The sequence below is a fragment of the Delftia sp. DLF01 genome, assembly GCF_014852125.1.
Lineage (GTDB): Bacteria > Pseudomonadota > Gammaproteobacteria > Burkholderiales > Burkholderiaceae_C > Comamonas > Comamonas acidovorans.
Map to the genome: position 1 here is coordinate 211,223 of NZ_JACVAZ010000001.1, position 22,826 is coordinate 234,048.

The window sequence follows — 22,826 nt, forward strand, 5'->3', positions numbered from 1 at the left end:
TCTTTTGCGCCAGCATGCACAGGTCCGCCGTGGGGGGATGGCATGGTTCTGGGCGCTCTCGCCAAGGATCTTTCATGACTGTTTCTCGCCGCACGTTGATATCGGGCCTGGCCCCGGCTGCGTTGCAACTGACCGCCGGCGCTGCCTGGTCCAAGGGCCGCCGACTGCAGCTCTCGGCGGCCTATGGCGATGGCATCTTTCACACGCAGAATCTGCGCAACTTCGCGGCGCGCGTGGGTGCCGATACCCAGCAGGCGCTGGAGATCGATGTGGTGTCCAACTCTGCGCTCAAGCCCATGGCGCAGGTGCTTCCTGCGCTCAAGCGCAATGAAATCCAGTTCGGCGAAGTTCTCATGTCGTCCTATGTGGATATCCATCCGCTGCTGGCCATGGACTCGCTGCCTTTCATCGTGCGTGGCTTTGACGAGGCTGCGCACCTGTGGCAACTGACCCGCCCCGTGCTGCAGGAGTTTTTGCTGGCTCAGCAGGGTGTGCGCCTGCTGTTTGCCGTGCCTTGGCCGGCGCAGGGCCTGTTCTGCCGGCGCCCGGTCAACAGCATCGTGGATCTCAGGGGGCTCAGGCTGCGGGTGCAAAGCGATGCGACCAAGCGGCTGGCGGAACTCTGGGGAGCGCAGCCGGTGGTGCTCGCGGCCGGTGATCTTGGCATGGTGCTGGAGCAGGGAGGTATTGACGCCATGGTTTCATCCAGTGCCACCGGCGTCGACAGCCAAGCTTGGAAGACCATGAAGGTGTTTCTGGACATCAAGGCCTGGATTCCCAAGAACATGTTGTGCGTCAGCGAACTTGCCTGGAAGGGCTTTGCCGAGCCGGAACGCCAGGCCATCAGCCGCGCCGCCGCGCTGGCCGAGAAAGAAGGCTGGGCGCTGGCCCAGCAGGCCGATGAGCTGGGCAAGAAGGTTCTTGTCGACAACAAGATGTCCGTGGCCGCGCCATCGGCGGACCTGCGCCGCATGCTGGATTTGATGGGGGAGCGCTTTGGCCGGGAGTGGGTGGCCAAGGCTGGCAGCAGCAATATGTCTGTGCTGATGGAATACAACAAGAAAAGGCACTGAGCGCTGTCGCGCCGAGTGCCTTGTTCTGGGTATTGGTGGTGGGCCCTGAGTGATTCGAACACTCGACCAACGGATTAAGAGTCCGCTGCTCTACCAGCTGAGCTAAGAGCCCACGTATTTCTGCGTGGATGCCTGATGAGATCAGGCAAAAAAATTCTTGGTGGGCCCTGAGTGATTCGAACACTCGACCAACGGATTAAGAGTCCGCTGCTCTACCAGCTGAGCTAAGAGCCCCCTCGGGTATTCCGAAGGAATCAGCCTGGATGAATCCAGGCTGAAAAGGAATTTTTGGTGGGCCCTGAGTGATTCGAACACTCGACCAACGGATTAAGAGTCCGCTGCTCTACCAGCTGAGCTAAGAGCCCCAAAAACAAGTCTGCGCTGCAAACGAGACCGCAATTATGCGGCATTTTTTGTGCGCTTGCAGGAAGACGCGCCAAATTTTTAGTTCATGGCCTGGTGGCACTGAGCCGGGCCCGCGTGCCACGCGGTGCGCAGCCGCAAAAAAGGCGGCCGAGGCCGCCTTTGGGGTGCTGGCGCGCAGCGCGCTTACATCAGCAGATGTTCGCCTGCGTTGTCACCGCCCAGGATCACGTAGTTGACCTTGCGGATGTCCATCAGCTTCTTGCCGCCGGAGTAGCTGATCGAGCTTTGCACGTCCTGCTCCATCTCGATCAGGGTGTTGGCCAGAAGGCCCTTGACGGGTTCGAGGATGCGCTTGCCCTCCACGTGCTTGTACTCGCCCTTGTTGAAGTCCGAGGCCGAGCCGTAGTACTCCTTGAAGCGTTGGCCGTTTTCCTCGACGGTCTGGCCCGGCGATTCCTCGTGGCCCGCGAACAGCGAGCCGATCATCACCATGGTGGCGCCAAAGCGCACGCTCTTGGCGATGTCGCCGTGGCTGCGGATGCCGCCATCGGCAATGATGGGCTTGGTCGCCACGCGCGCGCACCACTTGAGCGCCGACAGCTGCCAGCCGCCCGTGCCAAAGCCCGTCTTGAGCTTGGTGATGCAGACCTTGCCGGGGCCGATGCCGACCTTGGTGGCGTCAGCGCCCCAGTTCTCCAGGTCGATCACGGCTTCGGGCGTGCCCACGTTGCCGGCGATCACGAAGGACTTGGGCAGCTTTTCCTTGAGGTAGCCGATCATGTTCTTCACGCTGTCGGCATGGCCGTGGGCGATGTCGATGGTGATGTATTCGGGGCACAGGCCTTCGGCGACGAAGCGGTCCACGGTGTCGTAGTCGGGCTTCTTGACGCCCAGCGAAATGGAGGCGAAGCAGCCCTTGCCCTGCATCTCGCGCACGAATTGCACGTTGTCCAGGTCAAAGCGGTGCATCACGTAGAAGTAGCCGTTCTGGGCCAGCCAGGTGCAGATGCTCTCATCCACCACCGTCTTCATGTTGGCCGGCACGGCCGGGATGCGGAAGGACCGACCGCCCAGCTCCACGCTGGCATCACACTCCGAGCGGCTTTCCACGCGGCACTTGCGCGGCAGCAGCAGGATGTTGTCGTAGTCGAAGATTTCCATTTGATTCCAAGCTCCATGAAAGGTCGCGGCAGGAACATCCCTCCGCGATGGGGCGCTTGGCTTGGAGGCCGGTCTTGCGGGCGGCGCGGGCGGGCCGCGTCGCCAGGGCGGCTGTGGCCCGGGCACAAAAAACCGGACCGCAAGAAACTTGGGCCCGGTGATTGATTCTATACGTTGCCGGCGACGGGCCTGGGCACCCTGTCGATATAGCGGTTATAGGGATGGCGTTATGAACCTGCAAGGGCGCGCCGCGCGGGCCTATTGTGGGCAGATCGCGGGCAGATTTCGGGCCGATTGCGGGAAATGCGGCATCGGTTTCCCTGGGGAGCGAGGTGCTTTCTACAATGCCAGGATGTTCCCGATCGATCTGCTCGACGGCGCCTCCGGTGCCGCGCCCGCCCCCAACTCCCCTTTGCTGACCCACCTCAATGAGGAGCAGCTCGCTGCCGTCACGCTTCCGGCCGGCCACGCGCTGATCCTGGCCGGCGCGGGCTCGGGCAAGACGCGGGTGCTGACCACGCGCATCGCCTGGCTGCTGCAGACGGGCCAGGCCACGCCGGGCTCCATCCTGGCCGTGACCTTCACCAACAAGGCGGCCAAGGAAATGCTGGCCCGCCTGTCGGCCATGCTGCCCTACAACGTGCGCGGCATGTGGATCGGCACCTTCCACGGCCTGTGCAACCGGCTGCTGCGCGCCCACCACCAGGCGGCAAAGCTGTCGTCCACCTTCCAGATCCTGGACACGCAAGACCAGCTGTCGGCCGTCAAGCGCCTGTGCAAGCAGTTCAACGTGGACGACGAGCGCTTTCCGCCCAAGCAGCTGCAGTACTTCATTGCCGGCTGCAAGGAAGAGGGCATGCGCCCCGGCGACGTGGTGGCCAATGACCCGGACACGCGCAAGAAGGTCGAGATCTACCAGCTCTACGAGGAGCAGTGCCAGCGCGAAGGCGTGGTCGATTTCGGCGAGCTGATGCTGCGCTCCTACGAGCTGCTGCGCGACGATGCCGCGCTGCGCGCCCACTACCAGCGGCGCTTTCGCCACATCATGGTGGACGAGTTCCAGGACACCAACAAGCTGCAGTACCAGTGGCTCAAGCAGCTGGCGGGCGACATGGTGGATGGCCGCCTGCAGGCCACGGGCAGCGTGATCGCAGTGGGCGACGACGACCAGAGCATCTACGCCTTTCGCGGTGCGCGCGTGGGCAACATGCAGGACTTCGTGCGCGAGTTCGACGTGCGCCAGCAGATCAAGCTGGAGCAGAACTACCGCTCCTACAGCAACATCCTCGACTGCGCCAACGCGCTCATCAGCCACAACAGCCAGCGCCTGGGCAAGAACCTGCGCACCACCCAGGGCCCGGGCGAGCCCGTGCGCATCTACGAAGCGCCCACCGACATGGCCGAGGCGCAGTGGATGGTCGAGGAAATCCAGCAGCTTGTGAAAAAGGACGGCTGGCAGCGCCAGGAAATCGCCGTGCTCTACCGCAGCAATGCGCAAAGCCGGGTGATCGAATCGCAGCTGTTCAATGCCGCCATTCCCTACCGCGTGTATGGCGGGCTGCGCTTTTTCGAGCGCGCCGAAATCAAGCATGCGCTGGCCTACCTGCGCCTGCTGGAGAACCCGCACGACGACACCAGCTTTCTGCGCGTGGTGAACTTCCCGCCGCGCGGCATCGGCGCGCGCAGCGTGGAGACGCTGCAGGACGCGGCGCGCAGCGCGGGCTGCTCGCTGCACGATGCCGTCTCGGCGGTGCCGGGCGCGCCGGGCACCAAGCTCGCAGGCTTTGTCGCCAAGATCGACGTGCTGCGCGAGCAGACCCAGGGCCGCACGCTGCGCGAGATCATCGAGGCCATCGAGGAAGAAAGCGGCCTGCTCGAGCACTACCGCAACGAAAAGGAAGGCGCCGACCGCATCGAGAACCTGCAGGAACTCGTGAACGCGGCCGAGAGCTTTGTCACCCAGGAAGGCTTTGGCCGCGATGCCGTGGCCCTGCCGCTGGACGAGCACGACGGCGCCAGGGCGCTGACGCAAAGCCCCGCCAGCCAGGGCCTGGACCCTGCGCTGCCGCTGCTGGACACGCCGCTCACGCCGCCGGCCGGCACCGTGGCCGGCATGGTCGATGCCGATACCGGCGAGACACTGTCGCCGCTGGCCGCCTTCCTGACGCACGCGGCGCTGGAGGCTGGCGACAACCAGGCCCAGGCCGGCCAGGACGCCGTGCAACTGATGACCGTGCATGCCTCCAAGGGGCTGGAGTTCGACGCCGTCTTCATCGGCGGCGTGGAAGAGGGCCTGTTCCCACATGAGAACGCCATGATGGACCGGGGCGGCCTGGAGGAAGAACGCCGCCTGGCCTATGTGGCCATCACCCGCGCACGCAAGCGCCTGTACCTGAGCCATTCGCAGACGCGCATGCTGCACGGGCAGACGCGCTACAACGTCAAGAGCCGCTTCTTCGACGAGCTGCCCGATGAGGCGCTCAAGTGGATCACCCCCAAGCAGGGCGGCTTTGGCAGCTACGCGCCCCGCCCCGGTGGCGGCGGTGGTGGCGGCTACGGTTCACGCGATCGCGGCGGCTTCGGCAACAAGGCCGAAGGCTGGCGCAGCGAGGTCTTCGCCAGCCCGCCCGTGCCGCCGCAAAAGGCCGCTCCGGGCCACGGCCTGCGCGTGGGCCTGAACGTGTTCCACAACAAGTTCGGCGAAGGCAAGGTGCTGGCCCTGGAAGGCACGGGCGACGACGCGCGCGCCCAGGTCAGCTTTGGGCGCCACGGCACGAAGTGGCTGGCGCTGTCCATTGCCAAGCTCACGGTCGTTGAGTGAGGCGCGGGCTGCCGCGCCCGGCGCTCAGGGCTTGACTTCGAAGCTCAGCGTGGTGGTGTGGCGCACGTCGGTGTACTTCTTGCCGTCCAGCGTGACCGAGCCGTTGTCCACGCGCGCCGTCACCTCCAGCACGTACAGGCCCGGGAAGTAGGGCTTGAAGCTCACCGTGCCGTCCTGCGATGGCGTGAGCGTGCGGTACCAGCCCTCGCTGGTCTGTACGTTGACCTGGCTGGCTGCGACCTTGCGGCCCTTGAACACCAGCTGGAACGTATCGCCGCCCGCCGTGGTCGGCACCAGCTCCAAGTCGTTCACGGCCTTGGTGTCGTTGCGGCCGAAACGGGCCTGGTAATAGGTCAGCACGCCATTGGCGCCGGGGCGCGTGGCGGCGATGCGCACATCGCCCTGGCCTGCGTCCGCGGTGAAATGATTGGCGTCGGCCTTCAGGGGGAGGCTCTTGCCGTCGGGCAGGACCTGCTTGGCGTCTTCTAGGGCCGGCAGCTGTTCCAGCGGCTTGCGCAGCTCTCCGGCATAGGCCCGGGCCTGTCCTGCGTCCTGCTGCAGCCAGAGATAGTCGGCATGCGCGGCCGGCACCGCCAGTGCGGCGGCGGCGGCCAGCCATGCGGCGGTGCTGCGAAGGATGCGGGAAGGTTCGGTCATGGAGTCTCTCCTGTGGTGTGGCTCTGCGTGCGCCTGCCGGGCCTTGAGGGGCGTGATCCGGCGGAGCTGAAGATGGTGCGATGGCGGGCGAGCGACGCCGCAATGCATCAGAAATTATAGCGATCAGGTGAGAATGACTCTTGTTTTGCACGCTAAGAGTCGGGTTCATGACATCCATGCAATTGCGGCGCAGACATGCAAAAAGGCCATGGAAATCCATGGCCTTTGTGTGGCGGCGTCACTCGCCGCAGGGCGGCGGGGCGACGGGGCGCTATGGCGGCGGTCAGGCCGACAGCTTGGGCTGGGCAGCGGAGCCGGTCAGGTAGCCGACGGCGGCGCCGAACTTGCCGCGATAGTTGGCGCTGATCAGTGGGTCCAGCGTGGGCTTGACCACGTTGTGGATGGCGCCCCAGTCACCGGCGTGCTGGAAGTTGCTCATGATGTAGGTCCAGCCGTTGATCTCGTCCACGGCATGCAGGCCGGTGGATTCGCCGCCGGCGGGAATCGACATCAGGCGCGACAGCTGCTTGGTGTCGATGTTGTAGGCCCACAGGAAGTTATTCACGTGCTGGCCGCTGTCCTCGCCGATGAACAGGGTGCGCATCTTCTCCGAGAACTTGAGGTTGTCGGGGTTGCAGATCTTGTTCGGGTTACCGGTGTTGCCCAGCGCGTCGGCGCTGATGTCTTCGCCGGCCAGCAGGGCCTTGGTGTCCACGGGCATCCACTCGCTGTTGATGGCGGCGCCTGCCGTGTCCTTCTGGCCGCCGCGCAGGTTCAGTGCCATCACGGCGCCGGCCTTGAGCTGCTTGGGGATGGACACGCCGTTGCCGGCCACGTTCAGCGCATCACCGGCCACCATGGACTTTTCGCAGTTCTGCAGGGCCGAGTAGGCCACCTTGTCCTTGGCGTTGACGGTCGTGCCTTCCATCTTGGTGAAGCCCATGCTTGCGCCCTTGAAGGCGGCGTAGCGGTGGGTTTCCAGGAAGGCGGCGGCCTTGTCCATGCCGGGGTTGATCTTGATCCACTCGACCTTGCCGTTGGCCGTGATCTTGGTGTAGCTGGCGTCGCCCGGATCGGTCTTGGCCACGGTCATGATGTCCGTGGGCTTGAGCGTGTTGGCCAGTTGCTCGATCTCGGCGCTGGTGGCCGAGCCCAGCTTGATCCAGGTCAGCGCGGCGGCGCTGCCCGATGCGGGGTCGATGGAGAAGCCCGCGCCCACCTTGGCCACGTACAGCGAACCCGAGGACAGGTCCTTTTCCTTGTCGGCCACGAAGACGAAGTAGCCGCTGTTGGTAGCGTCGTCGCCCATCAGCGCCGTGCGCTGGTCGGGCATGACCTGGACCAGCTCGTGCGAGATGCGGCCCATGCAGAAATGCTTCTTGATGCTGGCCGTGCCGTCCGCGTTGACCGTCACTTCGGGCATGTGGCCGTAGTGGTAGGGGTTGGCCTTGTTCTGGTCGCCATACAGGTTCTGGCTGAAGGCCAGCAGCTGGGCATTGCCGGTGGTGAAGGCGTCGGGCTCGTACTCTTCGCTGGACAGGTGGGTGCCCCAGGGCGACAGGCTGGCGCCGCAGGTGATCCACAGGCCGTGCACCTTGGAGGTGTCCACGTTGTGGTACTTGACCAGGCTGAGCTTGCCGGTGGTCTGGTCCTGGTCGAGCGTCAGCACGGCGATGGGCGAGGGCAGCTTGCCGTACATGTCGGTCTTGCCGTCCTGCGCCCAGGTGGTGTATTCGAACTGCACCACGGCGAACACGGGCTTGCCCTTGACGCCGTCCACCTTGGCATTGGGCACGGTCAGCAGCGAGGTGCCGTCGGGCGAATCGGAGAAGAAGTGGCGCTCGCTGCCGGCCACGGTGCGGTCGATGATCTTGTTGTTGTTGATGTCGTAGTAGCCGCCGGCCAGGATCTTGCCGCCCTTGCCGTCGGACACTTCATCGCCGGTGACGAAGAACGGCTGGTAGCCCAGGTCGAAGCTCTGCTCGCTGTTGTCGCTGAACTGCACCTTGAGCTGCGAGGCCACGGTCATCCTGGCCATGGCCTGGGGGTTGGCCAGCGTGGGCGCTGCCATGGAGGTGAAGCTGGCCGCCACATAGTTCTTCGCGGGGCCGTCGTCACCGCCGCCGCAGGCGGTCAGCAGGCCGGTGGCGGACACGGCGGAGCCGAGCGGCAGCAGGGGGGCGCCGGTCAGGAATTGCAGCGCCTTGCGGCGGGAGAGCATCGTGGATTGGGACATGGGGCTTCCGTTATGGGTTTGTCAGCGTCAACCCATCGGGGGCGGGATGGGCCGGGATGCCGCCGCGCACTCGCTGGCTTGACATCCGCACGGCATGCTAGGCAGCCGGTGTGACAGAGCGATGGCATCCGCATGACGGAACCGTGACAGCGTCATGTGACAGCCGCCAGGCGAGGGGTGCCAGGCGATACGGCCAGTCAAAAAACCAAAGAAGAGGCGCGAAGAAGGGCTGAAGAAAGGTCCAAAGAAAAAGCCCCTTGAAAGGGGCTTTGTGGGGTGCAGTGGCGAAGCGCTCAGCCGGACAGTCCGGGCGGCGCAGGCGGCTCGGTGCCGATGGCGTCGCTGCCATCGCTTTCATCGGGCGCTGCAAAGCAGTCGCGGAAGGTGAAGACGATGGAGGTGAAGAACATGGCGGCCAGCAGCATGGCCGTGCCGATCATCAGGCCGTTGGCAATGCTGCCCAGCACCTGGGCCAGCACGGCCGAGATCAGGGCCATCACGATGCCGGCCACGATGAACACGCCCATCCAGCTCAGGCCGAAGACCACCAGCGCGCCGATGTTGCGCACACAGGCCACCAGGCTGAAGAACACGGCCTTGACCGGGGGCACGTTGTGCCAGTGCACCAGCCCCGGCGCGTGCCAGAACAGCAGGGACAGCGGCAGGTACAGGCCCATGCTCAGCCACATGGCGGCCTGGAAGTCGGGCGACTCGGCGATCTCGCGCGTCAGCGGCTCGCCGCCCAGGTAGACATTGGCAAACTGGCCGTCGTCCACCAGCATGGACAGGCCCATGATCAGCAGGAAGCCTGCCGCATACATGGCGCCCAGCGTGAGCATGGAGTTCAGGCGCTGGCGCCCGGTACGAAAGGCCACCAGCAGCAGGGCCGGCGTGGGCGCACGCCCGTGCGATGCCTCGGCCGCCGCCACCATCATGGCCAGCGAGGTGGCCGGCAGCAGGCCCAGCGCGATCACGGGGCCGATCAGCGGCAGCACCGTGACCAGCGACATGGCCGCCATCGACAGAAAGAACAACGCCGCCAGTGCCAGCGGCTGCTGGCGGAAGGTGCGGATGCCCTGCTGCACCCATTGCAGGCCGGTACGGGCGGGAACGATGAGAAGTTTCATGGGGTGAGGAAGTCGGGGCGCCTGGATGGGGCATGGCCTCTGGCATGGGCCGCGCCGCTGGCGCCCGAACGGGGACTGTACCCGAGGACGCGCGGCCCGTGGACCGCAAAGCCCTCTGTCGGCCGCGCTGTGGCGGTCTTCGGACGTCAGTCCAGCGCCACCGGGTGGGCCAGGCGCTGGCGCAGCACGCGCTCGAAATGGGTGGGGTCGTGGGGCACGAGCATGGAGGCCTCGCGCGGCAGGTGGAAATCCCACAGGCGGGAAATCCAAAAGCGCAGCGCGCCCGCGCGCAGCATGGGGTTGAACAGCTCGCGCTCGGCGGCGGTCAGGGGGCGCACCGACTGGTAGGCGTCGATCATGGCCTTGGCCTTGGTGGCGTCATGGGCGCCGGTGGCGTGTTCGATGCACCAGTCGTTGAGGCACACGGCCAGGTCGAACAGCCAGCTGTCCACGCCTGCGAAGTAGAAGTCGAAGAAGCCGGTCAGGCGCTCGCCATCGAACATCACGTTGTCGCGGAACAGGTCGGCGTGCACGGGGCCGCGCGGCAGCGCCGCATAGGCGGGCGAGGCGGCCACATGGTTCTGGAAGGCCAGCTCGGAGCGCAGCAGGTCGGCCGTGGGTGCGTCTATGTGCGGGATGACCGTGGGCACGGTCTCGTTCCACCAGGGCAGGCTGCGCAGATTGGGCTGCTGGCGATCGTAGTCGCGTCCGGCCAGGTGCATGCGCGCCAGCATCTCGCCCACGGCGGCGCAGTGCGCGGGCTGGGGCGCCAGCTCGCTCTTGCCGGGCAGGCGGTTGACGATGGAGGCCGGCTTGCCGCACACGCTCAGCAGGATGTCGCCGCTGCGCGTCTCGGCCTGCGGGTCGGGCACGGGAATGCCGGCCTGCGCCAGGTGCTTCATCAGGTACAGGTAGAAGGGCAGTTGCTCGGCCGTCAGGCGCTCGAACAGCGTCAGCACCCACTCGCCCTGTTCGGTGGTGAGAAAGTAGTTGGTGTTCTCTATGCCGCCCTGGATGCCGCGCAGCTCCTTGAAGGAACCCAGGGACATGCGGCGCAGCAGCTCGCGCGCGTCTTTGTCGGAGACTTCGGTGAAAACGGCCATGTTGCATTGCCGGCCTTCAGGGCGCGGCGGAAATCGTTGTCGTCAGATATGGAAAGAGGGCAGCGCCGTCAGGTGCTGCCCCCTGGGATGCCGCCGGGCCGGGGGCCCGGACAGTCCGGTGAGGATCAGAACTTCTTGAGGTTCCAGACGCGCGTGCCATTGGTGCCGTCGCCATCGCCGCGGTTGCGCGAGGAACGGGCGCCGTCGTTGGACTGCACTTCATAGGAGGGCATGTCGCCGACCTTGGGCTGCACGGTGATGCTGCGGGTCTGGCCGCCCACGCGCAGCTCGTCAACGCGGCTGCCGCCATCTTCCACATGGATGTGTTCCACGCGTTGGTTGGTTCGGTCGCGGCCCTCGGGCTTGGCCGTGTCCGGCGCGGTCTGCTCGGTCGCCGTCGCAGGAGCGGTTGAGGCAGCCGGGGCAGGCGTGGGGTTCTGGGCCAGCACGGAGCTGGCGGCCAGGGTCAGGAAGATGAAAAGTGGAGCGGCGCGCATAGGCTCCATTGTAGAACTTGCAGCGGGCGCTGTCCCGCCCTGTCACCCTGCCGGCGCGTGCACAATCGGCGCATGAGCAATTCCAAGACCCTGGTGCTGATCGACGGCTCCAGCTACCTCTACCGCGCCTACCACGCCATGCCGGACCTGCGCGCCGAGCCCGGCAACCCGGAAAGCCCTGCCACGGGCGCCATCCGCGGCATGATCAACATGCTCCAGGCGATCAGGAAGGAAGTGGCGGCCGACTACGCCGTCTGCGTGTTCGATACCAGCGGACCCACCTTCCGCGACACGCTCTACCCCGAATACAAGGCGCACCGCTCGCCCATGCCCGACGATCTGCGCTCGCAGATCGAGCCCATCCATGAAGTGGTCCGCCTGCTGGGCTGGCCCGTGCTGGCCATCCAGGGCGTGGAGGCCGACGACGTGATCGGCACCCTGGCCAAGACGGCCGCCGCCCAGGGCGTGAACGTGGTGATCTCCAGTGGCGACAAGGACCTGTCCCAGCTGGTGGACTCCCACATCATGGTGATGGACACCATGAGCGGCAAGCGCCGCGACGTGGCCGGCGTGACGGCCGAGTTCGGCGTGCCGCCCACGCAGATGATCGACTACCAGGCCCTGGTCGGCGATGCCGTGGACAACGTGCCCGGCGTGTCCAAGGTGGGCCCCAAGACGGCCGTCAAGTGGCTGGCCGAGCACGGCTCGCTCGACGGCCTGATTGCTGCGGCCGACGGCATCAAGGGCGTGGCCGGCCAGAACCTGCGCGATGCCATCGCCTCGGGCCAGCTGGCGCTGAGCCGCCAGTTGGTCACCATGAAGACCGACTGCGACCTGAGCGCCGAAGTGCCCACCCTGCCGGTGCTCGACGCGCTGGCGCCGCGCGAGCCCGATACCGCGCCGCTGCGCGACTTCTATGAGCGCTACGGCTTCAAGGGCCTGGCGCGCATGCTCGGCGGTGCCGCGCCCGAGCCCGATGCGCTGGAAGCCGTCAAGGCCGGCCGCAAGCCAGCGGCCAAGCCGCGTGCCGACCAGTCCACGGGCGACATGTTTGCCCAGGAGCAGGCCGAATCCGACGACGCCACCACCGAGGCCGAGGCCGTCCAGCAGCGCCCGCTGGACTATGACGTGGTGCTGACCTGGGAAGCGTTCGACCAGTGGCTGGCCAAGATCAACGCCGCCGAACTCACGGCCCTGGATACCGAAACCACCTCGCTGGACGAGATGCGTGCCGAGATCGTGGGCATCTCGCTGAGCGTGGAGCCCGGCGCCGCTGCCTACATCCCCCTGCGTCATGCCGGCCCCGATGCGCCCGAGCAACTGCCGGCCGACGAAGTGCTGCAGCGCCTCAAGCCCTGGCTGGAGGATGCGGCCCGGCCCAAGCTGGGCCAGCACGTCAAGTACGACCGCCATGTCTTCGCCAATGCCGGCATCGAGGTGCAGGGCTATGTGCACGACACCATGCTGCAAAGCTATGTGCTGGAAGTGCACCGCCCGCACGGCCTGGCCAGCCTGGCGCTGCGCCACACCAACCGCACGGGCATCAGCTATGAAGACCTGTGCGGCAAGGGCGCCCACCAGATCCCGTTCGCCCAGGTGCCCGTGGACAAGGCTGCCGCCTATGCCTGCGAAGATGCCGACCAGGCCCTGGACGTGCACCGCGTGCTGTGGCCGCAGCTGCAGGCCAACGACGGCCTGCGCGGCGTCTACGAGCTGGAGATCGCCACCAGCGAGGCCCTGTTCCGCATAGAGCGCAACGGCGTGCTCATTGATGCCGCCACGCTGGCCAGGCAGAGCAACGACCTGGGCCAGCGCATCGTGCAGCTGGAGCAGGAGGCCTATGACATCGCGGGCCAGCCCTTCAACCTGGCCAGCCCCAAGCAGCTGGGCGAAATCTTCTTCGACAAGCTGGGCATGCCCGTGGTCAAGAAGACGGCCACCGGCGCACGCAGCACCGACGAAGAGGTGCTGGAGAAGCTGGCCGAAGACTATCCGCTGCCCGCCAAGCTGCTGGAGCACCGCAGCCTGTCCAAGCTCAAGGGCACCTATACCGACAAGCTGGCCCAGCTGGCGCTGCCGCGCACGGGGCGCGTGCACACGCACTACGCCCAGGCCGTGGCCGTGACGGGGCGCCTGTCCAGCAACGACCCCAACCTGCAGAACATCCCCATCCGCACGCCCGAAGGCCGGCGCGTGCGCGAGGCCTTCATTGCCGCGCCCGGCCATGTGATCGCCAGCGCCGACTACTCGCAGATCGAGCTGCGCATCATGGCCCACCTGTCGGGCGACGAGTCCCTGCTGCGCGCCTTCCACGAAGGCCGCGACGTGCACCGTGCCACGGCATCGGAAGTCTTCAACGTGGAGCTGGAGCAGGTCAGCAGCGAGCAGCGCCGCTATGCCAAGGTCATCAACTTCGGGCTGATCTACGGCATGAGCAGCTTTGGCCTGGCCAAGAACCTGGGCATAGAGACCAAGGCCGCGGCCGCCTACATCGACCGCTATTTCCAGCGCTATCCGGGCGTCAAGCGCTACATGGACGAGACGGTGGAATTCGCGCGCGACCACGGCTATGTGGAAACCGTCTTCGGCCGCCGCCTGTACCTGGTGGACATCAACGGCGGCAGCGGCCCGCGCAAGAAGGCGGCCGAACGGCAGGCGATCAACGCGCCCATGCAGGGCACGGCGGCCGACCTGATCAAGAAGGCCATGGTGGCGGTGCAGGCCGAGCTCGATGCCAGACAGTCCGAGGTCCGCGTCATCATGCAGGTGCACGACGAACTGGTGTTCGAGCTGCCCGAAGGCGAGTCGGACTGGGTGCGCACAGAAATCCCGCGCCTGATGGCCGGCGTGGCCGACCTGAAGGTGCCGCTGCTCGCCGAGGTGGGTCTGGGACCCAACTGGGACAAGGCACATTGAGCTTCACTCAGGCATCGTAGACTTGGCCGGTTCTCAACCACCACCAAGGAGAGATGCATGCGTGATGATCAGCAGCAAGACCTGAAGGCCCTGGTTCCGGGGCGCAGCAGCGAAGAGGGGCCCACGCGGCGCCTGGCATTGCAGACGGCCCTGGGCCTGGGCTATGCCGCAGCGGCCACGCCGCTCATGGCGCAGACCGCCATCTCCACGCCGGCCGACGGCCTGACGGCCGGCGAGGTGCATTTCACCGTGAACGGCTTCAAGGTGCCCGCCTACCGCGCCGCGCCCGCGGGCAAGAAGAATGTGCCCGTGGTGCTGGTGATCTCCGAGATCTTCGGCGTGCACGAATACATTGCCGACACCTGCCGCCGCCTGGCGCGTGCCGGCTACCTGGCCATTGCCCCCGATCTGTATGCGCGCCAGGGCGACCCCAAGACCTATACCGACATCGCCAAGCTCATGAGCGAGCTGGTCTCCAAGGTGCCCGACGAGCAGGTCATGGCCGACCTGGACGGCGCCGTGCAATGGGCCGGCACCCAGGGCGGCGACACGGCGCGCGTGGCCATCACGGGCTTTTGCTGGGGCGGGCGCATCACCTGGCTGTATGCGGCCCATGGCCCGGTCAAGGCCGGCGTGGCCTGGTACGGCCGGCTGGAAGGCGCCAAGACGGCGCTGCAGCCACGCCATCCGCTGGAGCTGGTCTCCAGCCTCAAGGCGCCGGTGCTGGGCCTGTATGGCGGGCAGGACACGGGCATTCCGCTGGAATCCGTGGAGCGCATGCGCGAGGCGCTCAAGCAGGGCTCGGCAGCGGCCAAGGCCTCGGAGTTCGTGATCTACCCGGAGGCGCCGCACGCCTTCCATGCCGACTACCGGCCCAGCTACCGCGAGCAGGCTGCGCGCGATGGCTGGCAGAAAATGCTGGCCTGGTTCAATAAGCATGGGGTGACCCCCTGAGCGGCTGCGCCGCTTCCCCCGTTGCACGGCGCCCTCTCTCGCTTCGCGGGAGGGGGGCGTCCGGGCAACCGGCGACACCCTCGGTGCGGGGCGGCGCGGCCGGCGTAGGCCCTTCCTCGGTGTCCCTGGTGTGAGGACGCGCCAGTTTTTAAGGTATTGCTGACTGGCTTTCAACTTTATTCGCGCAGGGGGGCTTGACAGCTTCTGTAGGCTGAAACCGAGGGCACCCGACACCGTGGCCTGCTTCCTTCATGGGATCGCAGGCCACGGCTGCGATGGGTCCTGTCTTTCTGCGAGAATTCGCGGGTTTCGCCTGCAAGGGCATACGGTTGAAGCACAAATCGCTATGACATTGGTAGCAATCATTCTGGCCACCCTGGCCGCCGGTATTGGCAGCGTCTGGGTGGCCGCGTTGTTGATGGGGCTGGGAGGCAATCGCTCGCCGGGCATGATGCCGCAGCGGCTGTTGAGCCTGGCGGCGGGCGCGCTGCTGGCCACGGCCTTCATGCACCTCTTGCCCGAGGCCTTCGAGAGCGAGGCCGGGGCGCATGACCTGTTCGTGACGCTGCTGGTGGGCCTGGTGTTCTTTTTCCTGCTGTCCAAGGCCGAGCTGTGGCACCACGGGCATGAGCACGGCGCACCGCCGGCCCATGAGCACGATCACCACGGCCACGATGGCGACCATGGCCATTCCCACGAACACCACCACGGCCACCGCCACGGCGGCTGGGCCGTGCTGACCGGCGACAGCGTGCACTGCTTTGGCGATGGCGTGCTGATCGCCTCCGCCTTCATGGCCGACATGCGCCTGGGGCTGATCGCGGCGGTGTCGGTGCTGGCCCACGAAGTGCCGCACCACATGGGCGACATCGTGGTGCTGCGCCAGTCCAGCTCCAACCGGCGCGTGGCGCTGATCAAGGTGTCCATGGCCGGGGCCGTGACCACGCTGGGTGGCATTGGCGGCTATTTCCTGGTGGGACAGCTGCAGGAACTGCTGCCGTACTTCCTGGCCGTGGCCTCCAGCAGCTTCATCTACGTGGCGCTGGCCGACCTGATTCCCCAGCTGCAAAAGCGCCTGAGCGCGCGAGAGACCGTGGCCCAGGTGGGCTGGCTGATGCTGGGCATCGTGCTGGTCACCGTGGTCAGCCGCGCGGCGCACGCGCACTGAGGCTGAGGCGCGGGTCCTAGCCTGCGCGGGCCTCCTGGGGTGCCGGCCCCAGCAGGTCGGCGTAATCCACCGCGTACTTGATGAAGGCCGCATGGCCGTCGATGCGCAGCTTGCGGCGCAGGTGCAGGCGGTGGGTTTCCACGGTACGCACCGAGGTGCCCATCAGCGCCGCAATCTCCTTGTTGGAGCGGCCCTCCGAGATCCACTGCAGCACGCTGGCCTCGCGCGGCGTGAGGGCGCGCCGGGGCCCGGACGCGCTGCCGTCGTCCTCGGCCACGGGCTGCAGGCCGGGGCTGAAATACAGGCCGCCGGCGTAGACCCGGTCTATGGCCTCGATGAGCTGCTGCGCAGGCGCGTCCTTGAGCACATAGCCGCGTGCGCCCAGCGCCACGGCGCGCCGCACGTATTCGGGATCCTCATGCATGGACAGCACCAGCACGCGCACCAGCGGGAACTGATCGCGGAACAGCGCGGCCAGGTCGATGCCGCTGGCGCCCGGCATGCGGATGTCGGTGACCACCAGGTCAGGCGACAGCTCGCGGGCCAGCGGCAGGGCCTGGTCCACGCTGGCGGCCTCGCCCACCACACGGATATGGTCCGTGGCCTGCAGGCGCATGGACACGCCGTCGCGCACGAGAGGGTGGTCGTCCACCAGGAGGATGCGGATCATGGGGTTCATGCAGCGGCCCGTGGGAGTTCGAATTCCGGTGAGGGAGACAGCGGCATGCCGCCATCGCGGTAGAGCACGGCGACCAGCCGGGTGCCCCGGCGCCCCGAACTGATGGACAGGTGGCCGCCCAGGCCTTCGATGCGCTCGCGCATGTTGCGCAGGCCGATGCCGCCCTGGCGGTCGCGCTGCACGCGGCGCATGTCGAAGCCCTGGCCGTCATCGCTGACCTGCAGCACCACGCGGCGGCGCTGAAAGTGCAGGCTGACATCGATGCGCGTGGCCTGTGCATGGTTTTGCGCATTCGTCACGGCCTCCTGGGCCACGCGGAACAGGGCCGTGGCGTGGCTGGGCGGGAGAAAGCGGGTCTCGCCGCGGCAGCCGAACTGCATGCGCAGGCCGTCCTCGGCCTGCATCTGCTGGCTCATCAGCGCCAGGGCCGGGGCCAGGCCCAGGTCGTCCAGCAGGGCGGGGCGCAGGCCGTGGGAGACGCGCCGTATCTCCACCAGCGCGTGGTTGAGCTGCTCCAGGCCCTGGTCCACCATGCGCTGGGCCGTGGCCGGGTCCTGCGCGGCCAGCCGCCTGAGCTGGGCCTGGGCCGTCTCCAGCAGGAACTTGGAGGAGACCAGCACCTGCACCACGCCGTCATGCAGGTCGCGCGCCACGCGCGTGCGTTCCTCTTCCTGCGAATGCACCACGCGCTGGGCCAGCCGCTGCAGCTTGTTGCTGGACACGCGGTGATCGCTGAGATTGAAGACCAGCCCCGCCACGCCGATGAGAACGATGCACAGCGCCGCAATGCCGAAGATGCGCCAGCGCGTGGCCGCGATGTTGGCCTGGGCGCTTTCGTCGATCTGGCGCAGCGCCTGCTCCACATCGTCCAGGTACAGGCCCGTGCCCAGCGACCAGCCCCATTCGGGCACCGTGGCCACATAGGCAAGCTTGGCCTCGGTACGCAGCGATGACGGTTTTTGCCACTGGTAGCGCACCAGGCCGCCGCCGCTGCGCGCGGCGTCCAGGATGATCCTGGCGGGTCCTGCGCCGCCCGGGCTGTTGGGATCGCACAGGTCCACGCCCGACAGGCCCATCTGGCGCGCATCCAGCAGCACGTTGCCGTGTTCGTCGTAGACAAAGAAGTAGCCGTCCTCGCCGAACTGCATGCGCGACAGCATCTCCAGCGCCTGGCGCCGCTGCACGGATTGCTCCTCGCCGCTGGACTTGATGCGCGTCAGCGCCGTGGTCGCCAGCTGGACGTAGTGGCGCAGCTCCGTCTCCTTGCTGTGCAGGTATGCGGTCTCGACCAGTTCCCGTTCCTGGTGGGCCAGCTCCAGGGTCTGGTGCTGCACGGTCGCCGCGACCAGGCCCAGGGCGAGCGCGATGGCGGCAATCGACAGAAGTGCAAGTTTCAGCGGAAGTTGCATGGAAGCCTGTGTGGGATGCACCGACGATCTTTTCCGCCCAGTGGCCGGGCCTTGTCAACAGGGCTTGCGCGCATGCCGCCAGCGCCAGGGCGGCGGCCTTTGAATGGCAGGCGCTGTATTTTCCAATGGCCTGCGCGCCCCGTATATCCACACGGATTCACGCGCGCGTGAAAAGGCGTTTGAATATCCCAAGGGAAACACCATGGAAAATAGTTTTTGGGTGCGAAACAATATCCCATGGATACTGGAAATCCGAGATGCATTTTCTTGGTGCGTACTCCCCTTTTTGGGGTTTTGGATAATCGTTTTGCCGTATTGTGGTGCGCCGTCCCTCTGATGCCTGATGTGCTGCTTGTTGTTGAGCAGATTCCGTGCCAAACCATTGTTTTCAAAGAATGTTGAAGGGCTGCGTAGCACTGCGTGGGTCCGTGTGCGTAGTGGTGCGTAGGGGAAAATTCATTATCGAATGCTCCAGATCCCTGCCTAGAATTTCTCCGTGAAATCACGAATTCGAATCATTTTGTATCGATGATTCAGGTCACCTCTGAGGACTGGGTTAATGGTGACAAAGTGTTTCCATAACGCCAATGCAGTAATGCGTGGCACGGCAGTGGCAGCTTGTATTTTTGTTTGAGAAGGGCAATACCATGGATATTCGAACGAACCTGGGGCGCATGGCGCTGGCATGCGGGGTGGCGGTGACGGCGGCGGCGCTGGTGGGTTGCGCTGCGCCCAACAAGCGCGAGGTGCTGTCCACCACGCAGATCTACCCGGCCATCGGCCCGTACTCGCAGATGGTGGCGCATGGCAACACCATCTACTTCTCGGGCGTGCTGCCGCTGAACGCACAGGGCACGGCCATCCAGGGCGCCACCATCGAAGAGCAGACGCGTGCCGTGCTCGACCACATCGGCGCCAAGCTCAAGTCCCAGGGACTGGGCTACGAGGATGTGCTCTCGACCTCGGTCTTCATGAAGGACCTCAACGAGTTTGCCGCCATGAACAAGGTCTATGGCGAGTACTTCAAGACCGGCGCCCCCGCTCGGGCCACGGTGGAGGTGGCGCGCCTGCCGCGCGATGTGAAGATCGAAATCTCGGCCATCGTCGGCCGCCGCTGACCGCTTGCGCAACGACAGGAGGACCGCATGAACGCACGACACCCCCAGATCGCGGCCGAGCAGGCCACATCCCTGACCGCCACTGCGGCCGCCGGCGAATCCGGCTATCCCGCGCGCTGGACTTCCAAGCGCCGCGACTTCCTGCGCATGCTGGGCTACGGCACCGGCGCCGCCACGCTGGGCCCGCTGCTGGCCGCCTGCGGCAGCGGCAACGCCCAGACCTCGGCCGCCGCGCTGCGCGAGCAGCTCATGCGCGACGAGGCCTTCTGGACTGACGTGCAGAGCATGTTCATCCTCAAGCCCGAGAAGACCTACATGAACATCGGCACGGCCGGCTCCATGCCCAAGCTGGTGCTCGATGTGTTCGATACCGAAAACCGCAAGAAGGCCGCCGACTCGGGCAACGGCTACAGCAACCTGCTGGACCTGCGCAAGCAGGTGGCGCCGGGCTTTGGCGTGGATGCCGATGAGCTGGCCTTCTCGGCCAACACCTCCTCGGGCATGTGCCATGCCATCCTGGGCATCGACTGGCAGCGTGGCGACGTGGTGGTCACCACCAACCACGAGCACGGCGGCGGCGACACGCCGCTGAAGATCGCCCAGGACCGCTACGGCATCGAGGTCTCGCGCATTGCGCTGCCCGTGGGCAACAACCAGACGGCAGCCACCTACGTGAACCTGTTCGACGAGCGCATCCGCGCGCTCAAGGCCCAGGGCAAGCGCGTGCGCGCCATGATGTGGTCCTCTCCCACCTACAAGACCGGCACCATGCTGCCCATTGCCGACCTGATGGGCGTGGTCAAGGCGCATGGCCTGATCAGCATCGTGGACGGCGCCCACCTGCCGGGCATGATGGCCTACAACTATGCGGAGCTGGGCATGGACTTCATGTCCGGCGCGGGCCACAAGTGGCAGTGCGGCCCGGGCTCGACGGGCATCCTCATCATCCGCAACAAGATGCGCGCCTCCAACCCGCTGCCCCTGCCCAAGTGGTACCCGGTGCACACCAGCGCCTACCCGGCGCTGGAGCGCACGACCACGGCCAAGGAGACCTACGACATCGCCGCCTCGGTCACCTCCTGCGGCAGCGTGCACACGCCCATGTTCATGGCGCTGGCCCAGGCCTGCGCGCAGTGGGACAGCATCGGCCGCAAGAAGATCGAGACCTATGACCTGACGCTGTCGTCCTACCTCAAGGAAAAGATCGTCGAGCGCTGGGGCGTGGACTCGCTGTACTCGCCCAAGGACGATCCCAAGCTGCTGTCGGCGCTGACCTGCTTCAACCCGTTCCAGAACAAGGACGACGTGATGAGCGGGACCAAGTCCTCGACCTTCGTGGCGCGCATGCTCAGCGACTATCCGCAGGGCTTTGTGATCCGCAACTCCAACTTCCCCGTGATCGGCGCGGCGGCAGACCACTACGGCGTGCGCGTGTCCACGCACCTGTGGCATGACGCGCGGGACGTCGATCTGCTGGTGGATGCGATGTGGGATCTGTCTAGAAAGATGGCTTGACCCCCTGAGCCGCTTCGCGGCTTCCCCCTTCTCGCTTCGCGGAGGGGGACGACACCCTCGCTGCGGGGCGGCGCGGCCGGCATAGGCCCTTGCTCGGTGTCCCTCGCGTTGGGCCATGCTTGTGTTGGGGGCGCGCTCTCTGGCGCGGAGCGCTGTCCTCAGCCTTTCATCGTCAGCCGGGCTGTCCTTCGTCGCGGATGGCGGCGCGGACCTGGGGGAGCTGGCGGCGGGAGACCATGAGCAGTTCGGGGATGCCGTGCAGGCGCAGGGCCCAGCCTTCGCCTTCGGTGGGGTCGTCGTGGCGTTCCAGGGCGCGCAGGGCGCTGCGGGCCACCAGCGCGTTGCGGTGCACGCGCAGCAGGTGGTCGGCGTGGCGGGTTTCCAGGTCGGCCAGGGCGCCGTCGAGGATGTAGCTGCGGCCCACGGTGCGCACGGTCACGTACTTCTGTTCGGCCTTGAGGTAGAGCACTTCGGACAGGGGTAGGCGCACGGTGGTGCCCCGGTCCTGTATCAGCAGCACGGGGCCGCTGTCGCGCTCGGCCGTCTGGTGCACCGCCGTGCGTGCGGCCTTGGCCAGGGCCTGCTGCAGGCGCTCGCGGCGCACGGGCTTGGTCAGGTAGTCGGCGGCGTCCAGGTCGAAGGCCTCGACCGCATGGCCGGCATGGGCGGTGACGAAGACCACGGCAGGCGGCAGCGGCAGGCGGCGCAGTGCGTGCGCCAGGGCCAGGCCGTCCTGGCCCGGCATGTGGATGTCCAGCAGCGCCAGTTCCACGGCGCGCGGGCCCGGCGCCTGCAGCACGGCCATGGCCTGGCGCGCGTCTGCCGCTTCACTGACTTGGTGCGGGCCGGTGCCCGTGCAGGCTTCCACATCGGCCAGCAGGGTGCGCAGTCGCGCGCGGGCCAGGGCTTCGTCGTCAACGATCAGGATGTGCATGGTCCTTCTTCTTCGATACGGCCTTCGTGGGGTGGCTGGCAGGCGCAGCCAGCGGCAGGCTGATGCGCACCACGAAATGGCCCTTGAGCGTGCGCGCCGTGAGGTGGGCCTGCAGGTCGTGCAGCAGCGACAGCCGGGCGCGCACATTGGCCAGCGCAATGCCGTTGCCGCGCGTGCCAGCTGCGCTGGCGGAATCGATCTCGGTGGGCAGGGTGTTGGTGATGCGCACCTCCACCAGATCGCCACGGCGCTCGGTGCGCACCTGCAGCTTGCCGCCGCGTGCGCTGGGCTCCACGCCATGGCGTATGGCGTTTTCCACCAGCGGCTGCAGCAGCAGCGGCGGCAGCAGGGCGCCGTGGGCGGCAGGGTCCAGTTGCCAGCGCACCTGCAGCCGTTCGCCGAAGCGCACTTGCTCGATGGCCAGGTAGCGCTGGGCCAGCTCGATCTCCTCGGCCAGCGTGGTCGTGCTGTGCGGCTCGGCCAGCGCGTAGCGGAACAGGTCGCTGAGGTCTTCCAGCAGGGCCTCGGCCTTGGCGGGCTCGGCACGCACCAGGGCGATGGCGCTGTTGAGCGTGTTGAACAGGAAATGCGGACGTATGCGCGACTGCAGCTCGGCCAGCCGCGCCTGCGTGTCGGCGGGGGTGTGGCCGCGTGCGCGCAGCACCAGGGCGGCCACCAGCAGGGCCGCCAGCAGTCCGCCGGACATGGCGCTGGCCAGCCAGGGGGCGCTGGTGCCGCCGGCCAGTTGCAGCATGGCGCAGGCATACAGCCCGGCCGCCATGCCCAGCAGCACGCCGGCCGCGTACTGCCCGGTGGACGGCAGGCGCTGCAGCGGATGCTTGAGCAGGCAGGCCGCCACCAGCCAGACCAGGGTGCCGGGCAGGCTGGCGCCGGTCAGCAGGGCCATGTTCTCCAGCCACTGCAGCAGCGAGTCGGCGCCGAACATCGCAGCCGTGGCCGCCACGGCCTGCACGAAGAGCACGGCGCGCAGTACCACGCCGACGTTGCAGGCGTCGAAGACCAGCGCCGCAGGCAGGGGCGGCGGGGCGGCGGAGGTGGATGGCTGGGGCGGCAAGGGGCGGGTGATGGGGT

The 22,826-nt window shown here is 66.7% G+C and carries 17 protein-coding genes and 3 tRNA genes; 7 read left to right on the forward strand and 13 right to left on the reverse strand.

Annotated elements, in window-relative coordinates; all coding sequences use genetic code 11:
• The first annotated feature begins 74 nt into the window (after positions 1 to 74).
• A complete protein-coding gene (locus tag IB269_RS00960; RefSeq protein ID WP_043825080.1) occupies positions 75 to 1,073 on the forward strand; it encodes a TRAP transporter substrate-binding protein in 999 nt (332 codons plus the stop codon).
• Positions 1,074 to 1,109: 36 nt separating this feature from the next.
• Here the strand turns inward: IB269_RS00960 and IB269_RS00965 are convergent.
• From IB269_RS00965 to IB269_RS00980, 4 genes are all read right to left on the reverse strand, one after another.
• Positions 1,110 to 1,185 (reverse strand) — tRNA-Lys (locus IB269_RS00965).
• 46 nt (positions 1,186 to 1,231) lie between these two features.
• Positions 1,232 to 1,307, reverse strand: a tRNA-Lys gene (locus IB269_RS00970).
• Positions 1,308 to 1,362: 55 nt separating this feature from the next.
• Positions 1,363 to 1,438 (reverse strand) — tRNA-Lys (locus IB269_RS00975).
• Positions 1,439 to 1,622: 184 nt separating this feature from the next.
• The gene (locus IB269_RS00980) at positions 1,623 to 2,600 is read right to left on the reverse strand and encodes a GMP reductase (protein WP_013800939.1); all 978 of its coding nucleotides are present in this window, start codon (positions 2,598 to 2,600) and stop codon (positions 1,623 to 1,625) included.
• 352 nt (positions 2,601 to 2,952) lie between these two features.
• On the opposite strand from IB269_RS00980, the gene IB269_RS00985 reads away from it, so the two are divergent.
• Complete coding sequence (locus IB269_RS00985; RefSeq protein WP_071956674.1) at positions 2,953 to 5,421, forward strand: UvrD-helicase domain-containing protein; 2,469 nt, start codon at positions 2,953 to 2,955, stop codon at positions 5,419 to 5,421.
• Between the two features lie 24 nt (positions 5,422 to 5,445).
• Here the strand turns inward: IB269_RS00985 and IB269_RS00990 are convergent, their stop codons facing one another.
• The 5 genes from IB269_RS00990 to IB269_RS01010 form a co-directional block, all read right to left on the reverse strand.
• The gene (locus tag IB269_RS00990; RefSeq protein WP_013800941.1) at positions 5,446 to 6,078 is read right to left on the reverse strand and encodes a hypothetical protein; all 633 of its coding nucleotides are present in this window, start codon (positions 6,076 to 6,078) and stop codon (positions 5,446 to 5,448) included.
• 283 nt (positions 6,079 to 6,361) lie between these two features.
• Complete coding sequence (locus IB269_RS00995) at positions 6,362 to 8,314, reverse strand: PhoX family protein (protein ID WP_192366235.1); 1,953 nt, start codon at positions 8,312 to 8,314, stop codon at positions 6,362 to 6,364.
• 293 nt (positions 8,315 to 8,607) lie between these two features.
• Positions 8,608 to 9,441 carry a BPSS1780 family membrane protein gene (locus tag IB269_RS01000; protein WP_012207126.1) on the reverse strand — a complete coding sequence of 278 codons (834 nt, stop codon included), beginning with the start codon at positions 9,439 to 9,441 and terminating at the stop codon, positions 8,608 to 8,610.
• Between the two features lie 146 nt (positions 9,442 to 9,587).
• Positions 9,588 to 10,544 (reverse strand): homoserine kinase, encoded by a 957-nt coding sequence (locus tag IB269_RS01005; protein WP_097201524.1) that lies wholly within the window; start codon positions 10,542 to 10,544, stop codon positions 9,588 to 9,590.
• A 125-nt stretch (positions 10,545 to 10,669) separates the two neighbouring features.
• On the reverse strand, positions 10,670 to 11,041 hold the full coding sequence (locus IB269_RS01010) for a hypothetical protein (RefSeq protein WP_043825094.1): 372 nt from the start codon (positions 11,039 to 11,041) through the stop codon (positions 10,670 to 10,672).
• Between the two features lie 72 nt (positions 11,042 to 11,113).
• Between IB269_RS01010 and polA the strand changes: the two genes are divergently transcribed.
• From polA to IB269_RS01025, 3 genes are all read left to right on the forward strand, one after another.
• Positions 11,114 to 13,957, forward strand: coding sequence for a DNA polymerase I (polA, locus tag IB269_RS01015; RefSeq protein WP_192366236.1), 2,844 nt, complete (start codon positions 11,114 to 11,116; stop codon positions 13,955 to 13,957).
• 57 nt (positions 13,958 to 14,014) lie between these two features.
• Positions 14,015 to 14,911: a dienelactone hydrolase family protein gene (locus tag IB269_RS01020; protein WP_043825097.1), complete on the forward strand. Its 897-nt coding sequence runs from the start codon at positions 14,015 to 14,017 to the stop codon at positions 14,909 to 14,911.
• A gap of 346 nt (positions 14,912 to 15,257) precedes the next feature.
• Positions 15,258 to 16,079: a ZIP family metal transporter gene (locus tag IB269_RS01025; RefSeq protein WP_126310856.1), complete on the forward strand. Its 822-nt coding sequence runs from the start codon at positions 15,258 to 15,260 to the stop codon at positions 16,077 to 16,079.
• Positions 16,080 to 16,095: 16 nt separating this feature from the next.
• On the opposite strand, the gene IB269_RS01030 is transcribed toward IB269_RS01025, so the two are convergent.
• Positions 16,096 to 16,758, reverse strand: a complete 663-nt coding sequence (locus tag IB269_RS01030; protein WP_192366237.1) for a response regulator — start codon at positions 16,756 to 16,758, stop codon at positions 16,096 to 16,098.
• The gene (locus IB269_RS01035) at positions 16,755 to 18,167 is read right to left on the reverse strand and encodes a cache domain-containing protein (RefSeq protein WP_012207119.1); all 1,413 of its coding nucleotides are present in this window, start codon (positions 18,165 to 18,167) and stop codon (positions 16,755 to 16,757) included. Before IB269_RS01035 ends, IB269_RS01030 begins: the two co-directional genes overlap by 4 nt.
• A 647-nt stretch (positions 18,168 to 18,814) precedes the next feature.
• Here IB269_RS01035 and IB269_RS01040 point away from each other — a divergent pair.
• Together IB269_RS01040 and IB269_RS01045 are read left to right on the forward strand one after the other, a co-directional pair.
• On the forward strand, positions 18,815 to 19,285 hold the full coding sequence (locus IB269_RS01040) for a Rid family detoxifying hydrolase (RefSeq protein WP_012207118.1): 471 nt from the start codon (positions 18,815 to 18,817) through the stop codon (positions 19,283 to 19,285).
• A gap of 27 nt (positions 19,286 to 19,312) precedes the next feature.
• Positions 19,313 to 20,800 (forward strand): aminotransferase class V-fold PLP-dependent enzyme, encoded by a 1,488-nt coding sequence (locus IB269_RS01045; RefSeq protein ID WP_192366238.1) that lies wholly within the window; start codon positions 19,313 to 19,315, stop codon positions 20,798 to 20,800.
• Positions 20,801 to 20,972: 172 nt separating this feature from the next.
• Here the strand turns inward: IB269_RS01045 and IB269_RS01050 are convergent, their stop codons facing one another.
• Both IB269_RS01050 and IB269_RS01055 read right to left on the reverse strand, forming a co-directional pair.
• Complete coding sequence (locus IB269_RS01050) at positions 20,973 to 21,734, reverse strand: LytR/AlgR family response regulator transcription factor (RefSeq protein WP_012207116.1); 762 nt, start codon at positions 21,732 to 21,734, stop codon at positions 20,973 to 20,975.
• Positions 21,715 to 22,809, reverse strand: a complete 1,095-nt coding sequence (locus IB269_RS01055) for a sensor histidine kinase (RefSeq protein ID WP_192366239.1) — start codon at positions 22,807 to 22,809, stop codon at positions 21,715 to 21,717. Before IB269_RS01055 ends, IB269_RS01050 begins: the two co-directional genes overlap by 20 nt.
• Between the last annotated feature and the right edge of the window lie 17 nt (positions 22,810 to 22,826).